We start from the raw sequence: 17373 nt of genomic DNA, 5'->3' as shown, positions 1-17373 counted from the left end.
CGACCCGCTGACGGGCCGCTGCGCACCACCGGACGGGACGCCGCGTCCCGCCTCCGGTGCCGGTTCCGGAGCGGCCCGAACACGCCGTTCCCCTTTTCACCTGCCCAGTTGGGGTTTCCTCACCATGTTCGAATCCGACGTGCACGCCTACCTGCGTGCCGCCGCGGGCGACACCGCCGTCCGCGTTCCGCCGTTCCTGGCCCGTTTCGACGAGCACGGCGACGGCCTCTTCTTCAACTACGCCGTCCCGGACGACGGTGCACGGCCCGGTCCGAGCGACGTCCGCGACCTCGTCGGCGCGTTCGCGGACCGGCGCCGGACGCCGCGGCTGGAGTACCTGCCCGCGGCGGCGCCCGCCGTGGAGGCGGCGCTGCTCGCGGCCGGGTTCGCCGTCGAGCGGCGGCTGCCGATCCTCACCTGCGCCGGGACGCCGCCGATGCCCGCCGTGGACGGCGCGTTCGAGATCGTCCGGGCCTCGGACGACGCGCAGCTGTGGCAGGTCGCCCGGGTGCAGAGCGAGGCGTACGGCATGCCGGAGGCCACGGCTCACGACGTGGCGCGCCTGCGCGCGGTCGCCGACCGGGGCGGCCTGGTCGCCCTCGCCGTGGACGCGGCGACCGGCGAGGGCGCCGGCGCCGGCCAGTTCGGGCCGCCGCACGAGGGCGTCAGCGAGCTCGCGGGCGTCGGCGTGCGCGCGTCGCACCGGCGGCGCGGGATCGCGGCGGCGCTGACGGCCTGGCTCACCCGCGAGGGACGCGGCGCCGGCATCAGCACGCCGTTCCTCATGCCGGACAACGACGGCGCGGAGCGCATCTACCGGCGCGCCGGCTACGAGCGCGCGGCCGAGATCCTGCACATCTCGCTGCGGTAGGCGGTGGCGGGGCCCGGTTCCGGCCGGGCCCCGCTCACAGCGGCCTGCGGGCCTCGACGAGGGACCGGGACGAGTGCGCGACGAACGGCCCGTCGCGCCGGATCCGCTCGTCCAGCTCCCGGAGCCGGCCGCGGTGGCGCTCGACGGTGAAGCCGGGGACGATCCAGATCACCTTGCGCAGGAAGTAGACGACCGCGCCGATGTCGAAGAACTCCATGCGGAGCCGCTCCGTGCGCAGGTCGACGATGTCGAGGCCGGCGGCGCGGGCGTCCGCGCTCTCGATCTCCGGGTCGCGCCTGCGGCGCGCCTCGGGCTGCGGGCCGAGGAAGTACTCGGTCACCTCGAAGGCGCTGGCGGGGCCGACGTGCTGGGCGAAGTAGGTGCCGCCGGGCGTGAGGACACGGGCGATCTCCGCCCACTCGACGACGGCGGGGTGGCGGCTGGTGACCAGGTCGAAGGCGCCGTCGGCGAACGGGAGCGGCGGCTCCTCCGGGTGGACGACCACGGCGGCGCCCCGCGGGTGCAGCAGCCGGGTCGCCTTGGCGACGTTCGGCGGCCACGCCTCGGTCGCGACCATCGTCGGCGGGAACGCGGGGGCCTCGGCGAGCACCTCGCCGCCGCCGGTCTGCAGGTCCAGCGCGGCGGTGGCATGGGCGAGCCGCCCGCTCATCAGCCGCTGGTACCCCCACGAGGGGCGCTGCTCGGTCGCCCGGCCGGCGAGCCAGGAGAAGTCCCAGCCGTCGACGGGGGCGGCGGCGGCCTCGTCCACCAGATCATCGAACGTGCGGTCCATGAGGCCATGCTCGCAGCCGGGTCAACCGGTTTGACCGGGCCCGTCCCGCCGGACCCGCCCGGCCACCTCGATGAGGCCGCCGGGCAGCGGCGCCGTCATGATCTGCGAGCCGCGCCCCTGGGTGACGACCAGCGGGCGGCCGAGCCGGGCCGTGAGCAGCAGCGCGGCGGCGCCGGTCGCCTCGTCCTCGTCGATGCCGTCGCCGCGGCCGGGGAAGCCGCGGGCGCGGACCCGGCCGGACGGCTCGTCCTCCCAGGCCCACGCGTAGATCCACTCGCCGGGCGGCGGGACGGGGAGCGCGTCGACCACCCCGGCGGACCCGTACTCGCGCAGCGTGCGGCCGGGCGCCCACTCGGCCCGCCCGGCGATCCAGGTGAGGTCGCCGTCGCGCCGGACGTCCACCGGGCCCGCCGCCGTGACCAGGGCGGGCACGCCGAGCAGCCAGGCGGCGCCGACGCACGGATGCCCGGCGAACGGCAGCCGGGCGGACGGCGTGTAGATGTCGATCGCGCCGCGCCCGGCGTCGTCGATGAAGATCGTCTCGCTGAAGCCGAGCTCCCTGGCGACCGCCTGGCGGCGGGCCTCGCCGGGGACGGCGGCGCCGTCGCGGACGACCCCGAGCCGGTTGCCGTGCGCGCCGTCCGGGCCGCAGAACACGCGCAGCACCTCGTGGTCGATCATCCGGCCAGTCAACCACGCTGCGGCTACAACCGGCCGTTGTCGATCCGGCCGGGCGGCTGTTGGACGCCGCGTCCCGGCGTGCGGTGGGATGTCCGCCGTGAACGCGAGCATGCAGGCCCTTCTGGTGATGGACGTCCAGCGCGTCGTGGCGGCGCAGCTCGGGGACCGGGCGGACCGGTACCTCGCCCGGCTGGCGGAGACGGTGGCGGCGGCCCGCGCGGCGGGCGTCCCGGTGATCCACGTCCGGGTCGTGCACCGCGACGGGCACCCCGAGATCGGGCCGCTGAACAAGCCGTTCCGGGGGCTGGCCGGCACCGACGCCATCACCGAGTCGAACCCGGAGAGCGGGATCCATCCGGCGGTGGCGCCGCTGCCCGGCGAACCCGTCCTCGACAAGCGCTTCTTCAGCCCGTTCGCCGGCACGGACCTCGACGCGCTGCTCCGCGCGCGCGGCGCCGGGACGCTCGTGCTGACCGGCCTGGCGACCAGCGGCGTCGTCATCAGCGCGCTGCGGGACGCGACGGAGCGGCAGTACGCGCAGATCGTCCTGTCGGACGGGTGCGACGACGCCGACGAGGAGATGCACCGGTTCCTGGTGGAGCGGTTCTTCCCGCGCGAGGCCGACGTCATGACGAGCGCGGAGTGGGTCGCCGGACTCCCGGGTCAGTGACCCATCACCAGGAAGACGATCCCGGCGACGACGTGCGCGACCACGGTCACCACGAGCATGACCCAGAACAGGTACTTGGCGGTCGGGTGGTCGAACTGGGAGCCCTTCCCGGCGGTCTGCGCGGAGCGGTCCTGGGCCTGCTGCTCCAGTTCGTCCAGGGACGGCAGGAAGGACGGCCGTCGGAGCGCCATGCGTTCCCCTCTCAGCCCATGACGGCGAACAGGACGCCGCCGATGACGTGTGCGGCCACGGTGACCACCAGCAGCCCGACGAACAGGTACTTGGCGGTGGGGTGGTCGAACTGGCCGCCGCCGCGGGGGCGGGGGCCGAGCTCGGCCTGACGGCGGGCGATGCGCTCTTCCAGGGGTTCCCTGCGGAACATGCGTCCTCCGTTGCCTCACCAACCGTTGGTGCACAAAACGTTGCGGTAGTAACCTTTATAGCCGAAGCCCCCGGCGAGTGGAGGAACCGTGGCACGTGATCTGGACGACGTCCCCGACCCGCTGGCCCTGGAGAACCAGGTCTGCTTCGCGCTGGTGGTGGCCTCGCGCAGCGTGCTCGCGCTCTACCGCCCGATCCTGGAGCCGATGGGGCTGACGCATCCGCAGTACCTGGTGATGCTGGCGCTCTGGGAGCACGGGCAGCTGTCGGTCAAGGAGCTGAGCCGGCTGCTCCAGCTCGACCCGGGCACGCTGTCGCCGCTGCTCAAGCGGCTGGAGTCCGCCGACCTGATCCGCCGGGAGCGCGACAGCCGGGACGAGCGGCTCCTCGCCGTCACCGTCACCGAGACCGGCCGGGCCCTCCGCGAGCAGGCGGAGAAGATCCCCGCCACGATCATGGACCGGCTCGGCATGGGCCTGGACGAGCTGAAGGACCTGCACGGCACCCTCACCCGCGTCATCGCCGCCGCCACCGACGTCGCCCCCTGACGCCGCCCCCCTGACGCCGCCCTCGGAACGGCACGGCCCCGCTATGGCGCCGCGGCGCCCCAGTCCCACAGGGCCTGGAGCACCGGCCCGAGGCGCCGCCCCCGGTCGGTGAGGCTGTAGCGGGTGCGCGGCGGCACCCCCGGCTCGCGGTGCCGGTCGGCCACGCCGGCGCGGACCAGATGAGCGAGCCGGTCGGCGAGCACCTTGTCCGACAGCGCGGGCAGCGCGTCCCGGAGCCCGGTGAAGGAGCGGTCGCCCCGGAGCAGTTCGCGGATCACCAGCGTCGTCCACCGCCCGCGCAGCGCGTCGAGGGCGATCTCCACCGGGCAGGACGGGTCCGGCGCGGCGGCGTCCGCGCGGGGGTCGGCGGGCAGTCCCGGGCGACTGACCGTTTGGTGAGCCATGAACGGGCCTCCTAGCGTTGCCGCGTCTCAACGATCTTGTCTACCGGAAGGATCGGCATGCGGCGGTCGGCGACGCGTCCCGAGGACGTCCCACGGGTGTTCCAGGAGCGGTTCAACAGCGGGGACACCGCGGCGGTGGCGGAACTGTACGAGGACGGCGCGGTGTTCGTGCCCGAGCCGGGCACCGGCCTGCGCGGCGCGGCGGCCCGCGCGGCCAACGAGCGGTTCGTGGCCCTCGGGGTGCCGATCGAGGTCACGCCGCGGCACGTCTACGCGGCGGGCGACGTCGCGCTGCTGATCGTCGACTGGGTGATCGACGGCACGGGCCGGGACGGCGCCCCGGTGCGCATCGAGGGCACCGCGACGGACGTGGCGCGGCGCGGCGCGGACGGGTGCTGGCGGTACGCGGTCGACAACCCGTTCGGGGTCGCCGGGCTGGGATGATCCGGGCATGCGGTTCGGGATCCTGGGCGAGACCCGGGCGTGGCGGGACGGCGGCGAGGAGGTGCCGCTCGGCGGCCCGGCCCGGCGGGCGCTGCTGGCGCTGCTGCTCGTCCGCCCGGGCGCGGCGGTTCCGGCGGACCGGCTGGCGGAGGGCGGGACGGCGGGCCACGCGCTGCACTCCCAGGTGTCGCGGCTGCGGGCGGCGCTCGGCGCGGGCGCGGCGATCGAGCGGCAGGCGGCGGGTACCGGATCGCGGTCGACCCCGGCGACGTGGACGCGGGACGGTTCGAACGGCTCGCGGACGAGGGCCGGGCCGCGCTGCGCGACGGCGATCCCGAACGGGCGGCCGCGCTCCTCGGCGAGGCGCTGGCCCTGTGGCGCGGACCGGCGCTCGCCGACGTGCCGCGGGCCGAGACCGAGGCCGTGCGGCTCGAAGAGCGCGGGCTCGCCGCCCGCGAGGACCGGATCGAGGCCGACCTGGGCCGGGGCCGCCACCGCGACGTGGTGCCCGAGCTGCGGGAACTCCTCGGACGGCATCCGCTGCGCGAGCGGCTCGCCGGGCTGCTGATGCGGGCGCTGCGGGACGGCGGCGGGCGGGCCGAGGCGCTCGTGGTGTTCGAGGAGACGCGGCGCCGGCTCGCCGACGAACTCGGCACGGACCCGTCCGCGGACCTCGCCGCCCTGCACCGGGACCTGCTGCGCGGCGACCCGGCCCCGGCGCCGGTGCGGCCGCCCGCGCCGCTGACCGCGCTCGTCGGCCGCGACGGCGACGTCGAAGGCGTCGCGGACCTGCTCGGCACGGCGCGCCTGGTGACGCTCACCGGGCCCGGCGGGGTCGGGAAGACGCGGCTGGCCGTCGAGGTGGCGGGCCGGACCGGCGGCCGCGGCGCGGCCGGGCCGGCGTGCTTCGCCGAACTGGCGCCGCTGCGGGACGGCGCGTCGCTGCCGCGCGCGCTGCTCGGCGCCCTCGGCCTGCGCGAGTCGGGCCTCCAGGCCCCGGACGCCGCGAAGGACCCGGAGGACCGGCTCGCCGCGGCGCTCGCCGACCGGACGCTGCTGCTCGTCCTGGACAACTGCGAGCACGTCGTGGACGCGGTCGCCGCGCTCGCCGCGCGGCTGCTCGCCGCGTGCCCGGGGCTGCGGATCCTCGCGACCAGCCGCGAACCGCTCGGCATCACCGGCGAGCACCTGTGGCCCGTCCGCCCGCTGGACGGCGACTCGGCCGTCCGGCTGTTCACCGCGCGGGCGTCGGCGGTGCGGCGCGGGTTCGCGGCGGACCCGCGGGCCGTCCGGCGGATCTGCGCGGCGCTGGACGACCTGCCGCTCGCGATCGAGCTGGCGGCGGCGCGGCTGCGCACCATGGACGTCGCCGACCTCGGGGACCGGCTCGGCGACCGGCTCGGCGTCCCGTCGCGCGGCAGCCGCACCGCGGACGAGCGGCACCGCACGCTGCGCGCGGTCGTCGCGTGGAGCTGGGACCTGCTGACCGGCGGCGAGCGGCGCGCCGCGGAGCGGTTCACCGTCTTCGCGGGCGGCGCGACGCCGGACGCGGCGCGGGAGGTGTGCGGCGACGACGGCGACGCGCTGGAGGCGCTCGTCGACAAGTCGCTGCTGGAGCTGTCGGGCGGCCGGTACCGGATGCTGGAGACGATCCGCGCGTACGGGGCGGAGCGCGGCGGCGACCCCGGCGAGGCCGGGGACGCGCACGCGCGCTACTTCCTGGAGCTGGCGCGGACCGCCGACCCGCAGCTGCGCGGCGCCGGCCAGCTCGAATGGCTGCGGGTCCTCGGGGCCGAGCACGGCAACCTGCTGGCCGCGCTGAGCCGGGCCGCCGAGGCGCGGGACGTGCCGACGGGGCTGCGGCTGTCGGCGGCGATGGCGGGCTACCTGTGGATCCGCGGGGTGTCGGTCGCGGCGCAGGCCGCCGCGCTGCTGGACGCCGCGGGCCCCGTCCCGCCGCCCGGCCTGGAGGAGGAGTACGCGACGTGCGTGCTGCACGCCGGGGCGGACGCGGCGGGCCGCGAGGTGTGGCGGCGGCACCGCACGGCGGCGGAGGCGGCGCTCGAAGCGGTGTGGGCGGACGGGAGGACCGGCCGCCACCCGGCCCTCCCGTTCCTGTGGATGATGCGCCGCGCGGACGAGCCGGACGCGCACTCCGCGTACGCGCTGGTCCTCGCCCGGCGCGACGGGCCGGACCCGTGGGCGCGGGCCGCCGCGCACTTCATCGCCGGGTTCGAGCCGCTCGCCACCGGCGACGCCGAGCGGGCCGGGCGGGACTTCGAGGCGGCGGTGCGCGGGTTCCGCGTGCTCGGCGACCGCTGGGGCACCGCCCTCGCGCTGGACGCGCTCGCCGGGCTCGCCGCCCACCGCGGCGACCGCGCCACCGCGGTCGCGCTCACCGACGAGGCCCTCGTCCTCACCGAGCAGCTCGGCGCCCTGGACGACACCGCCGACCTGCTCGTCAACCGCGGCGACCACCGGATCGGCGACGACCGGGACGCGGCCCGCGCCGACTACGAGCGCGCCGCGGCCGTCGCGCGCCGTGCGGGCAGCGCCACCTACCTCGCGGCGGCGCTGCGCGGCCTCGGCGACATCGCGCTCCTCGACGGCGACCTCGGCACCGCCGAGCGGCTGTACTCGGACGCCCTCGACCGGTTCGACCCGCACTGGATCAAGAGCGTCGGCGGGCGCGCGACCGCGCTGATCGGGCTCGGCCGGGTGGCCGCCGCGCGCGGCGACCAGGGCGCGGCCCGGTCCCGGTTCCGGGAGGCGGCCGGGGGCGCGGCGTCCCGGGGCGCGTTCATGGACGCCGCCCGCGCGGTCGACGCCCTCGCCGGGCTGGCGGCGGCGGAGGGCGCGGCGGAGCGGGCGGCCCGGCTGTCGGGCGCGGCGGCGGCGCTGCGCGGCGCCCCGCCCGGCGCCGCACCGGCGGACGGCGTGTCCGCGGACGGCGGCCCGGCGGCCGATGGAGCGGGCGGCGGCCCGGCGGAGGTGCTGAGCAGGGCGGACGCGCTGCGCCTCGCCGGCCTCGACGAGGAGGTCATCGAGGCGGTGAGCCGGCGGTGAGCCTCCGGTGAGCGCGCCCCGGCACGCTCACCGGCATGAAGAACGTCCTGATCTCCGGCGCCTCGATCGCCGGCCCCGCGCTCGCCCACTGGCTCGCCCGCTACGGCTTCGCCACCACGATCGTCGAGAACACCGCCGGCTTCCGCGACGGCGGCTACGCCGTCGACTTCCGCGGCGAGGCGCACCTGACCGTCCTGCGCCGCATGGGCCTCCTCGGCGACGTCCAGCGCGCGAAGACCGGCATGGGCGCGATGGCGTACGTGAACAAGGCCGGCAGGCCCGTCGCGACGATGGCGGCCGACCTGTTCGCCGGGGACGTCGAGATCCTCCGCGGCGACCTCTCGCGCATCCTCCACGACGCCACCCGCGGCACCACCGAGTACATCTTCGGCGACTCCATCGCCTCCCTCGACGAGGACGCCGACGGGGTGGCCGTCGCCTTCGAGCGGTCCGCGCCGCGCCGGTTCGACCTGGTCATCGGCGCGGACGGGCTGCACTCCAACGTCCGCCGCCTCGCGTTCGGGCCGGAGGAGCGGTACGTCCGCGGCCTCGGCGTGCACTGCGCGATCTTCACTGTCCCCAACCACCTCGGCCTCCGGTACACGGGCCACGTCTACCGGACCGGCGGGCAGCTCGCGTCGGTCTACAGCGCCCGCGACAACACCGAGGCCAGGGCCGCGTTCTACTTCGGGTCGCCGGAGACGGAGGTCGACCGCCGCGACGTGGCGGCGCAGCAGCGGATCCTCACCGAGCGGTTCGCCGGCACCGGCTGGGAGTGCGACCGGCTGCTCGCCGAGATGCGGCACGCCCCCGACTTCTACTTCGACTCGGTCGGGCAGGTCCGCGTGGACGGCTGGTCGCGCGGCCGGGTCGCGCTCCTCGGCGACGCCGCCTACTGCCCGTCGTCCCTGTCCGGCATGGGCAGCGGCCTGGCGATGGTCGGCGCCTACGTCCTCGCGGGCGAGCTGGCCGCCGCGCGCGGTGACCACCGGGTCGCCTTCGCGCGCTACGAGGACGTCCTGCGCGACTACGCGGCGGGCTGCCAGAAGATGGGCGACGGCGTCGCCAAGCTGATGATGCCGTCGAGCCGCGCCGCGATCGCGGTCCTGAACCGGTACTACAAGCTGCTGCCGTACCTGCCGGGCAAGAACATGGCCGCCAAGATCGCCCGCAGGACCGCCGAGGGGATCGACCTCCCCGACTACGCCGGGGTGCCGGCCGCGCCTACGCGGCCGACGTCGTGAGGCGCCCGATGGTGATCTTCAGCTTGGGCCTGCCGTCGTCGGCCCCCACGGCGCTGCCGTCCGTGCCGGCCTTCGCCACCTTGTCGATGACGCCCATCCCGGACGTGACGTGCCCGAACACCGTGTAGTCGGCGGGGATGTCCGCCTCGCCGTACACGATGAAGAACTGGCTCCCGTTGGTGTTCGCCCCCGCGTTCGCCATGGCGACGGTCCCGCGCGCGTACTTGGCGCCGGACGCGTTCTCGTTCGCGAAGGCGTAGCCCGGACCGCCCGACCCGGTCCCGGACGGATCGCCGCACTGGAGCACCTTGAGGGCCGCCGACGTCGTGAGCCGGTGGCAGGACGTCCCGTCGTAGAACTTCTTCCCCGCCAGGTACGTGAAGGAGTTCACGGTGCAGGGCGCCTTGGCGCCGTCGAGGTCCATGTCCACGGTGCCGAGGTTCGTCTTCAGCTCGGCGCGGACGGTCGCGGGGAGTTTCGCGGTGGCCGGAGGCGTCCCGACGTCCTTCACGTCGCCGCTGGACGACGGCGTGTAGCGGCAGTTGCCGCTGATGCCGACGGTTCCGCCCGAGGGGGTCGTCCGGCTCGCCGAGGGGCGGCCGCCGTCGCCGCCGCGGTCCTTGAGCAGCACGGCGGCGGTGGCCGTCCCCGCCGCGAGCAGCGCCACGGCGGCGACCGCGCCCACGATGACCAGTGCCCTGCCGCCCTTCCGCGGGCCCGGCCGTCCGGAGGGGACGGTCTGACCCGGCGGGAGGAACGGCGGCCCGGGAGGCGCGCCGGGCGCCGTCCCCATACCGGGCGGCATGGGCGGCGGCCCGGCGGGCGCCACGGGCGGCACAGGCGGCGCGGCGGCGGGCGGCGGGAGCGCCGCGGCGGTCAGCGTCGCCGCCGCCGACGTGCCCTCCTCCAGCAGGTGGTCCTCGCTCCCGTCCTCGCCGAGCAGCCGGACCAGCACCTGGAGCGCCGTCGGGCGCCGCGCCGGGTCCTTCTCCAGGCACGCCGCGACCATCGCGCCGACCTCGCCGCCGAGCACGCCCAGCGCCGGCGGCGCGTACAGCACCCGGTGCATGATCGCCGGGACGGTGTCGGTGCCGAACGGCGGCGCCCCGTTCGCCGCGTAGGCCATGGTGCAGGCCCACGCGAACATGTCCAGCGGCGGCCCGCCCGCCGCCCCCGACACCTGCTCGGGCGCCATGTACGCGGGCGTGCCGACCGCGCCCGTCATCGTCGCGGACGTGGCCTCCAGCGGCCGCGCGATGCCGAAGTCGATGACCTTGGGGCCGTCCGGGCCGAGCAGGACGTTCGCGGGCTTGAAGTCGCGGTGCACGACGCCCGCCTCGTGGATCGCGGCGAGCGCCGTCGCCGTGCCGATGGCGAGGCGCCGCAGCTCGGCCTCCGGCAGCGGCCCGCGCCCGCCGACCAGCTCCCGCAGGGACGGCCCCTCGATGTACTCGCTGACGATGTAGGGCGCGTCGCCGCCGGGCCCGTCCGCCGGGACGCTGGCGGAGAGCACCCGCGCCGTGCAGAACGGCGCGACCCGCCGCACCGCCGACAGCTCCCGCTCGAACAGCGTCCTGGCCCGCTCGTCGCCGTCGAGCGAGGCGCGCAGCACCTTCACCGCGACGCGCTCACCGGTTCCGGACTCGCCCAGGTAGACGGTCCCCTGGGCGCCCTCGCCGATCAGTCCGGTCAGCCGGTACCCGCCGGCTTCGCGCGGGTCGTTCGGACGCAGCGGGCGTGGTTCCGCCATGCGCGGACCTCCAAGGCAAGGGGGAGCTGGAAAGCCTACCGATCCCGCGCGGAATCCCTCCGCCGAGGCGGTCACATCGGCGCCGCGCCGTCCGTCAGTGCTGTGAACGACCCGATCGGCCTGAGGAGAACGCGATGAGCAAGCTGGACATGTCGTCGATGTACACCTTCCACGACGCGCTGCGCCGGGACCTGCGGCACATCGCCGAGGTCACCGCGCGTCCGGACGACGACCCCCGGCGGGTGCTGGCCACCGCCACCGGGTGGGAGCTGTTCAAGAAGGCGCTGCACGCGCACCACACGGCGGAGGACGAGGCGCTGTGGCCGGTGATGCGCGAGGCCCTCGCCGGACGCCCGGACGGGCTGGCCCTGCTGGACGCGATGGAGGCCGAGCACGCGGCGGTGGACCCCGTGATCGAGGCGATCGACGCGGCGCTCGCCGACCGCGAGTCCGGGCCCGCGCGTCTCGGGGAGCTGACGGACACGCTGGCCACCGCGCTGGGCGGGCACCTCAAGCACGAGGAGGACGAGGCGCTCGCGCTGATCGACGCGACCCTGTCCGAGGCGCAGTGGCTGGAGTTCGGCCAGGCCAGCGGCAAGTACGTCGGCCCGGACGGGCCGCGGGTCATCCCGTGGATGCTGGACGGCGCGTCCGAGGCCGCGGCGGCGGCGATGCTGGCGCCGCTTCCCGAGCCCGTCCGCGCGGCCTACGAGAACGAGTGGGTCCCCGCGTACAAGGCCCTCGACCTGTGGGGTGCCCGCTCCTAGGGGAGGCCGCGGAGCGTCGAGTCGATCTCGGCGAGGAGGGCGAGGGCGTCTTCGTCCTCCGCCCGCTCGAAGGCGTCGCCGACCGCGCGGACGGCGGCGCCGTCGAAGAGCCACGAGACGACCTGGTCGTAGGGCCGGCCCGGGCAGGCGATGCGCGGGGCGAGGTGTCCGCGCCTCCAGACCAGGTCATCGGCGGTGAAGTCGTGCAGGTGCCTGATCGCGGCGGGGGACGCCAGCCGGCCCCATGCGGCGAGGTGCGGCGCCACGTCGCCGGTGGCGCAGCCGAGCGCGCACAGGGCCGTCCGGATCCGGAGCGGTCCGGGATGGCCGGTGAGCGAGCGCGTCCAGAAGGCGTCGAGGAACGCGGCGACCGCGCCGCGCTGCGGCCACCGCTCCCAGCCGGCCCGCGAGAGCTTGCCGAAGACGGCCTCCGGGTCGGGGTAGGCGAACGCGTCGTCGGCGGCCAGCTCCAGCAGGCGAGGGGCGAAGTAGCGGAAGTCCTCCTCGTCGCCCCACGTGCCGAGGGCCTTCGCCGCGTACCTCGCGAGGTCTTCCGCGGTGAGGTCGCGCAGGGGGCGGGCGAGCAGCGGCCGGTCCTCGCCGGCGGCGACGCAGCAGGAGCAGCCGTGGACGCGGGCCGGGCGGGGGACGCCGGCGAACGCCTCGTACAGGGCCTCGACCGCCTCCGCGTACATCGGTCAGGGGGCGGTGCGGCGGGCGTGCTCGTCCAGTTCGAGGTCGATGAACGCGCCGATCATCGCCCGCCAGACCGCCTCGGCGACCTCGGGGGACAGGCCGGCGGACGCGGCGCGCTCGCGCGCCAGGGCGACGACCTGCTCGACGCGGCCGGGCGCGCGGACGGCGCCCGCGTCGGCCTTGGACGCGGCGGCGGCACGGACGAGCCCCTGCCGTTCGGCGAGGAGCCGGACGAGGTCGCCGTCGATGGCGTCGATGCGGGCGCGGACGTCCGAGAGGGAATCCATACCGGGATCCTGGCAGGGACGTCCGGTACGCGTCACTTCGGCGGCACGGTGATGAGGTCCCGGTACCAGGCGTACGACCTCTTCGGCGTCCGCTTCTGCGTCTCGTAGTCGACGTGGACGAGCCCGAAGCGCGGGTGGTACCCCTCGGCCCACTCGAAGTTGTCGAGCAGCGACCAGGCGTAGTAGCCGCGGATGTCGATGCCGTCGTCGATGGCGGTCCGCATCGCGGCGATGTGCGCGTCGAGGAACTCGATGCGGGCGGTGTCGTCGACCGTGCCGTCGGGGGCGACCTCGTCGGGGAACGAGCAGCCGTTCTCGGTGACGTAGAGCGGCGGCAGCCCGTTCGAGTACCGCGCGCGCAGCGTCCGCAGCAGGGACAGGAACGCGTCGGGGACGATCGGCCAGCCCATCCCCGTCACGGGGTACTCGGTGATGTCCACCATGTCGAAGGGGAGCGGGCCGCCCGCGGGCGGCGCCTGGAGGCGGGTCGGCTGGTAGTAGTTCACGCCGAGGAAGTCGATCGGCGAGGCGATGACCGACATGTCCAGGTCGTGGACGTACGGCGCGAGGTCGGGGCCGCCGAGCGCGGTGAGGTCGGGGTAGGCGCCGGTCAGGACCGGGTCGGTGAACATCCGGTTCATGAAGGCGTCGAACGCGAGCGCGGCGTCCCGGTCGGCGGCGGACTCCGGATCGGCGGGCCAGGCCGGCGAGTAGTGGTTGGTCAGGCCGACGCGGCGGGCGCCGCCGCCGCGCAGCGCGGTGACGGCGAGGCCGTGGCCGAGGAGCTGGTGGTGGGCGGTCGGCAGCGCGTCCAGCATCAGGGTCCGGCCGGGCGCGTAGACGCCGAACGCGTACCCGTAGGCGGTGACGACGACCGGCTCGTTCAGCGTGATCCACATGCCGACGCGGTCGGCGAGGCGGTCGGCGGCCCGGTAGGCGTACTCGGCGAACCGGTAGGCGGTGTCGCGGTTCATCCAGCCGCCGGCGTCCTCCAGCGGCTGCGGCAGGTCCCAGTGGTAGAGGGTGACGGCGGGCTCGATGCCGGCGGCGAGCAGGGCGTCGACGAGCCGGTCGTAGAAGTCCAGGCCGCGCGGGTTGGCGGCGCCGCTGCCGGACGGCTGGACGCGGGGCCAGGCCAGGGAGAACCGGTAGGAGTTCACGCCGAGCTCCTTCATCAGCGCGACGTCCTCCGGCCACCGGTGATAGTGGTCACAGGCGACGTCACCGGTGTGCCCGTCCCGCACCCGGCCGGGGGTGTGGGCGAAGACGTCCCAGGTCGACGGCCCGCGGCCGTCCTCGTGCACGGCGCCTTCGACCTGGTAGGCGGCGGTCGCGACGCCCCAGCGGAAGCCCTCCGGAAACCCCATCCGTACCTTTCCCCTGAACGCGAATTCCCTTCGGACTTTACGGGGCGGGGTGGTCGCGGCGGAAGGGTCCCGTGACCGCGGGGTGGGGATCGCCGTGCGGGCCATGACCGAGCATGGCGCGTTCGGGTGACAATGGTGGCGTGACCGAGATCCGCACGCCGCTCCGCCGACGTCCCGCCCAGCGCCGCAGCGCCGAACGCGTCCAGCGGATGCTCGACGCGTGCGCGGACATCCTCGACGAGGACGGCTACGACGGCCTGACCACCACGCGGATCGCGCAGCGCGCCGAGGTCGCGATCGGCTCGGTGTACCAGTTCTTCCCGGACAAGCGGGCCGTCGCGCAGGCGCTCGCGCTGCGCAACCTGGAGGTGTTCGGGCAGCGGATCTCGGCCCGGCTCGCCTCCGGCGCGTTCGCCGACTGGTCCGACACCGTCGGCGTGATCATCGAGATCTTCGTCGAGATGCACCGCACCGTGCCGGGGTTCCGGGTGCTGCGCTTCGGCGACGTCGCCGACGTGAACCTGCTCGACTCCGACGCCGACAACAACGCGGTGGTCGCCGACCGGCTGCGCGAGATGATCGTCGAGACGTTCGGCGTGCAGGACACCCCGGGCCTCGCCACCGCGCTGGCCATCGCGGTGGAGGCGGGCGACGCGGTGCTGAAGATGGCCTTCCGCCGCGACCCGGACGGCGACCCGCTGATCGTCGCGGAGGCGGAGCGGCTGATCCACGGGTACCTCGCGGGGCACATCCAGGAGGCCTGACCCGCGCCCCTCGCCGGACACCTTTTCGTATTTCGTCCGGACATCTCCCTCAACTCGTCGTTTGTGGCAGACTCGCGCGAAAACACGACGGGACGAGGGTGATTTCGCTGGACGCAGAGCGGCTCCAGGCGCAGAACCGGCTGCTGATCCGGCAGCGGGTCCGCCTGATGGTCAACCAGTACGAGGTGCACGCCGAGACCCCGGACGGCGGGGAGGGCGAACTGCTCGCGTTCGCGCAGCAGAAGCGGCTGGCGTTCAAGGAGCAGGTCACGCTCTACGCCGACGACTCCAAGACCCGCCCGATCCTCGGCTTCAAGGCGCGCAAGCGCATCGACCTCGCGTCGGCCTACGACATCACCGACGCGAACGGGCAGCCCATCGGGGTCTTCCGCAAGGACTTCAAGAAGTCGCTGATCGCCTCGACCTGGCATCTGGAGCAGCCCGGCCTCGGCGTGACGACGGGCAGCGAGCGCAACAAGTTCGTCGCGGTGCTGCGCCGGCTGTGGAACTTCATCCCGTACGCGGAGAACCTGCCGTTCGCGTGGCCGTACCACTTCGACTTCCACGCGGGCGACCAGGTCGTCTTCTCGGTGGAGAAGAAGTTCGGCCTCCGCGACCGCTACGTGGTCGACATCAAGGACCCGCGCCTGGACCGCCGCCTCGTCGTCGCCCAGGCCGTGGCCCTGGACGCCCTCCAGTCCCGCTAGCCGCGACCGGCCGCCCGGTCCCGCGGGGCGGGCGGCCCGGTCAGAGCCAGCCCTGGGCGCGGGCGGTGTGGACGGCCTCGATGCGGTTGCGGGCGCCGACCTTGTTGATGGCGGACGACAGGTAGTTGCGGACGGTCCCCTCCGACAGGTGCAGCCGGCCCGCGATGTCGGCGATCGTGGAGCCGTCCGCGCCCGCCTCCAAGACGTCGCGCTCGCGCGGCGACAGCGGGTTCGGGCCCGCGCTGAGCGCGGCGGCGGCGAGCGCGGGGTCGATGACGCGCTCGCCCGCGACGACCCGGCGGATCGCGGCGGCCAGCTCCTGCGCCGGGCCGTCCTTCACCAGGAACGCCGACGCGCCGGCCTCCATCGCGCGGCGCAGGTAGCCGGGCCGGCCGAAGGTCGTCAGGATCATGATCTTGCAGTCGGGGGCGGCGGCGCGGATCTCCGGCGCGGCGGCGAGGCCGTCCCGGTCCGGCATCTCGATGTCCAGCAGCACGACGTCCGGCCGGGTCCGGGCCGCGACCGCGACCGCCTCCGTGCCGCCGGACGCCTCGCCGACGACCTCGAGGTCGGCCTCCAGGCCGAGCAGCGCGGCCAGGGCGCCGCGCACCATCCTCTGGTCCTCGGCGAGCATCACGCGGATCACGTGGCGGACTCTACCGCCGCCCTCTCCGCGCCGACCGGGTCGAGCGGGACGCGCACCGCCAGCCGGAAGCCGCCGCCGTCGCGCGGGCCCGCCGCCACGGTCCCGCCCGCGTCCGCGACCCGCTCCGCGAGGCCCTCCAGGCCGTGGCCCGGCGCGTGCCCCTCGCCGGGCTTCCCGCACCCGTCGTCGACGATCTCCAGGGTGGCCGCGCCGCCGTCCCGGCCGACGCTGATCGTGACGCGGCGGGCGCGGGCGTGCCGGACGATGTTGGTGACGCCCTCCCGGACGGCCCAGCCGAACAGCCCGGCGACCGGGTCGGGCAGCGGCGCGCCGGACGTCCGCACGGCGGCCTCGACCTCGGCGGCCGCCAGCACCGCGCGGGCGCCGTCCAGCTCCCCGGCGAGGTCGCGCTGCCGGTAGCCGGAGATCGCGGCGCGGACGTCGGCGAGGGACTGGCGCGCCACCGACTCGATGTCGCGCACCTCCGCCATCGCGCGGGCGGTGTCCTGCTCGCCGAGCCGCCGCGCCAGCTCGCTCTTCAGCACGATCAGCGACAGGCTGTGCCCGAGCAGGTCGTGCAGGTCGCGGGCGATGCGCAGCCGCTCGTCGGCGGCGGCGAGCCGGGCGACCTCGCCGCGCGCCACCCGGAGCTGCTGGACGAGCGTGCGCGCGTGCCGGAACCCGACCATCATCAGCCCGAGCGACAGCGACGTGACGGCGATGACCGGCAGCGCCCCCTCGGCGCCGTCGATCAGCACGCACTGCAGCGAGGCCAGCGCGGTCGCGCCGCCGATGCCCCACAGCACCCGGTCCATCGGCAGCGCCATCGCGCAGATCATCGACAGGTAGACCGGGGTGCCGACCCACTCGTCCCCGAACGCGAACGGCAGCACGGCGCTGACCACCGCGAACGCGGCGAGCAGCGTGCGGGTGAGCGGACCGATCGGGTCGACCCAGCTGCGCATGCTCAGCGGCGTCGCGTAGTACAGGCCGATGAACGCGCCCGATCCGAGCACGGCGAGGGCGAGCTTGATCCCGGTGTAGCCCGCGACGACGTGGGCGAGCGGGATCATGTAGATGAGCCCGAACGTCGACCAGAACGCGCGGCGCCGCCGGGACCGGCCGGGATTGGGCCCGTCCAGATCCTCGCTGTCGAAGAGCCTCATGGTCATGACGCCTGAATCGTATGCCGGTGCCCAGGTCGGAAGGTTAGTGAGCGTTGTCGTGGCTCCGGCATGACTTTTGTCATGGTCGTCTTGCCCGTGCATGGGGTCTGGTCTGCTCGCG

Annotated in this window: 20 protein-coding genes; 9 read left to right on the top strand and 11 right to left on the bottom strand. The window is 75.4% G+C overall.

Annotation, left to right across the window (positions count from 1 at the left end):
- Positions 1-124 precede the first annotated feature (124 nt).
- Positions 125-871: a GNAT family N-acetyltransferase gene (locus J4557_RS06515; protein WP_208265525.1), complete on the top strand. Its 747-nt coding sequence runs from the start codon at positions 125-127 to the stop codon at positions 869-871.
- Between the two features lie 34 nt (positions 872-905).
- Here J4557_RS06515 and J4557_RS06510 read toward each other — a convergent pair whose 3' ends face one another.
- The gene (locus tag J4557_RS06510; protein WP_208265524.1) at positions 906-1664 is read right to left on the bottom strand and encodes a class I SAM-dependent methyltransferase; all 759 of its coding nucleotides are present in this window, start codon (positions 1662-1664) and stop codon (positions 906-908) included.
- A 21-nt stretch (positions 1665-1685) separates the two neighbouring features.
- Positions 1686-2345: a PhzF family phenazine biosynthesis protein gene (locus J4557_RS06505; protein WP_208265523.1), complete on the bottom strand. Its 660-nt coding sequence runs from the start codon at positions 2343-2345 to the stop codon at positions 1686-1688.
- 97 nt (positions 2346-2442) lie between these two features.
- On the opposite strand from J4557_RS06505, the gene J4557_RS06500 reads away from it, so the two are divergent.
- Positions 2443-3015, top strand: a complete 573-nt coding sequence (locus J4557_RS06500; protein ID WP_208265522.1) for a cysteine hydrolase family protein — start codon at positions 2443-2445, stop codon at positions 3013-3015.
- On the opposite strand, the gene J4557_RS06495 is transcribed toward J4557_RS06500, so the two are convergent.
- Both J4557_RS06495 and J4557_RS06490 read right to left on the bottom strand, forming a co-directional pair.
- Positions 3009-3206, bottom strand: a complete 198-nt coding sequence (locus tag J4557_RS06495) for a hypothetical protein (RefSeq protein ID WP_208265521.1) — start codon at positions 3204-3206, stop codon at positions 3009-3011. The two genes, J4557_RS06500 and J4557_RS06495, sit on opposite strands and share 7 nt — an antisense overlap.
- Before the next feature lie 11 nt (positions 3207-3217).
- Positions 3218-3397, bottom strand: coding sequence for a hypothetical protein (locus J4557_RS06490; RefSeq protein ID WP_208265520.1), 180 nt, complete (start codon positions 3395-3397; stop codon positions 3218-3220).
- A gap of 88 nt (positions 3398-3485) precedes the next feature.
- Here J4557_RS06490 and J4557_RS06485 point away from each other — a divergent pair, with 88 nt between their 5' ends.
- Positions 3486-3944: a MarR family winged helix-turn-helix transcriptional regulator gene (locus J4557_RS06485; RefSeq protein ID WP_307799476.1), complete on the top strand. Its 459-nt coding sequence runs from the start codon at positions 3486-3488 to the stop codon at positions 3942-3944.
- A gap of 41 nt (positions 3945-3985) precedes the next feature.
- On the opposite strand, the gene J4557_RS06480 is transcribed toward J4557_RS06485, so the two are convergent.
- Complete coding sequence (locus tag J4557_RS06480; RefSeq protein ID WP_208265519.1) at positions 3986-4348, bottom strand: winged helix-turn-helix transcriptional regulator; 363 nt, start codon at positions 4346-4348, stop codon at positions 3986-3988.
- A 57-nt stretch (positions 4349-4405) separates the two neighbouring features.
- On the opposite strand from J4557_RS06480, the gene J4557_RS06475 reads away from it, so the two are divergent.
- The 3 genes from J4557_RS06475 to J4557_RS06465 all read left to right on the top strand — a co-directional run bounded on the left by J4557_RS06475 (position 4406) and on the right by J4557_RS06465 (position 9102).
- The gene (locus tag J4557_RS06475) at positions 4406-4792 is read left to right on the top strand and encodes a YybH family protein (protein WP_208265518.1); all 387 of its coding nucleotides are present in this window, start codon (positions 4406-4408) and stop codon (positions 4790-4792) included.
- Between the two features lie 270 nt (positions 4793-5062).
- The gene (locus tag J4557_RS06470; RefSeq protein ID WP_208265517.1) at positions 5063-7858 is read left to right on the top strand and encodes an ATP-binding protein; all 2796 of its coding nucleotides are present in this window, start codon (positions 5063-5065) and stop codon (positions 7856-7858) included.
- A 35-nt stretch (positions 7859-7893) separates the two neighbouring features.
- Entirely contained in the window at positions 7894-9102 is a 1209-nt protein-coding gene (locus tag J4557_RS06465) for an FAD-dependent monooxygenase (protein WP_208265516.1), read from the top strand.
- On the opposite strand, the gene J4557_RS06460 is transcribed toward J4557_RS06465, so the two are convergent.
- Positions 9083-10852, bottom strand: a complete 1770-nt coding sequence (locus J4557_RS06460; RefSeq protein ID WP_208265515.1) for a protein kinase domain-containing protein — start codon at positions 10850-10852, stop codon at positions 9083-9085. The two genes, J4557_RS06465 and J4557_RS06460, sit on opposite strands and share 20 nt — an antisense overlap.
- Positions 10853-10986: 134 nt before the next feature.
- Between J4557_RS06460 and J4557_RS06455 the strand changes: the two genes are divergently transcribed.
- Complete coding sequence (locus tag J4557_RS06455) at positions 10987-11619, top strand: hemerythrin domain-containing protein (protein WP_208265514.1); 633 nt, start codon at positions 10987-10989, stop codon at positions 11617-11619.
- Here the strand turns inward: J4557_RS06455 and J4557_RS06450 are convergent.
- The 3 genes from J4557_RS06450 to J4557_RS06440 are packed head-to-tail and all read right to left on the bottom strand — an operon-like array spanning position 11616 to position 13969.
- Positions 11616-12314 (bottom strand): hypothetical protein, encoded by a 699-nt coding sequence (locus J4557_RS06450; protein WP_208265513.1) that lies wholly within the window; start codon positions 12312-12314, stop codon positions 11616-11618. The genes J4557_RS06455 and J4557_RS06450 overlap by 4 nt on opposite strands.
- Positions 12315-12317: 3 nt before the next feature.
- A complete protein-coding gene (locus tag J4557_RS06445; protein ID WP_208265512.1) occupies positions 12318-12602 on the bottom strand; it encodes a chorismate mutase in 285 nt (94 codons plus the stop codon).
- Positions 12603-12634: 32 nt separating this feature from the next.
- Entirely contained in the window at positions 12635-13969 is a 1335-nt protein-coding gene (locus J4557_RS06440; RefSeq protein ID WP_208265511.1) for a GH1 family beta-glucosidase, read from the bottom strand.
- 140 nt (positions 13970-14109) lie between these two features.
- Here J4557_RS06440 and J4557_RS06435 point away from each other — a divergent pair, with 140 nt between their 5' ends.
- Together J4557_RS06435 and J4557_RS06430 are read left to right on the top strand one after the other, a co-directional pair.
- Complete coding sequence (locus J4557_RS06435) at positions 14110-14733, top strand: TetR/AcrR family transcriptional regulator (RefSeq protein WP_307799473.1); 624 nt, start codon at positions 14110-14112, stop codon at positions 14731-14733.
- Positions 14734-14831: 98 nt separating this feature from the next.
- Positions 14832-15440 (top strand): LURP-one-related family protein, encoded by a 609-nt coding sequence (locus J4557_RS06430; protein WP_307799471.1) that lies wholly within the window; start codon positions 14832-14834, stop codon positions 15438-15440.
- A 40-nt stretch (positions 15441-15480) separates the two neighbouring features.
- Here J4557_RS06430 and J4557_RS06425 read toward each other — a convergent pair whose 3' ends face one another.
- On the bottom strand, positions 15481-16086 hold the full coding sequence (locus tag J4557_RS06425; protein WP_208265509.1) for a response regulator transcription factor: 606 nt from the start codon (positions 16084-16086) through the stop codon (positions 15481-15483).
- Entirely contained in the window at positions 16083-17258 is a 1176-nt protein-coding gene (locus J4557_RS06420) for a sensor histidine kinase (RefSeq protein ID WP_208265508.1), read from the bottom strand. Before J4557_RS06420 ends, J4557_RS06425 begins: the two co-directional genes overlap by 4 nt.
- Positions 17259-17373: the final 115 nt, after the last annotated feature.

This window comes from Actinomadura nitritigenes (assembly GCF_017573545.1).
GTDB classification, from domain to species: domain Bacteria; phylum Actinomycetota; class Actinomycetes; order Streptosporangiales; family Streptosporangiaceae; genus Spirillospora; species Spirillospora nitritigenes.
The sequence above is the reverse complement of the archived record's forward strand: the minus strand, read 5'-3'. Positions and strand labels throughout refer to the sequence as shown.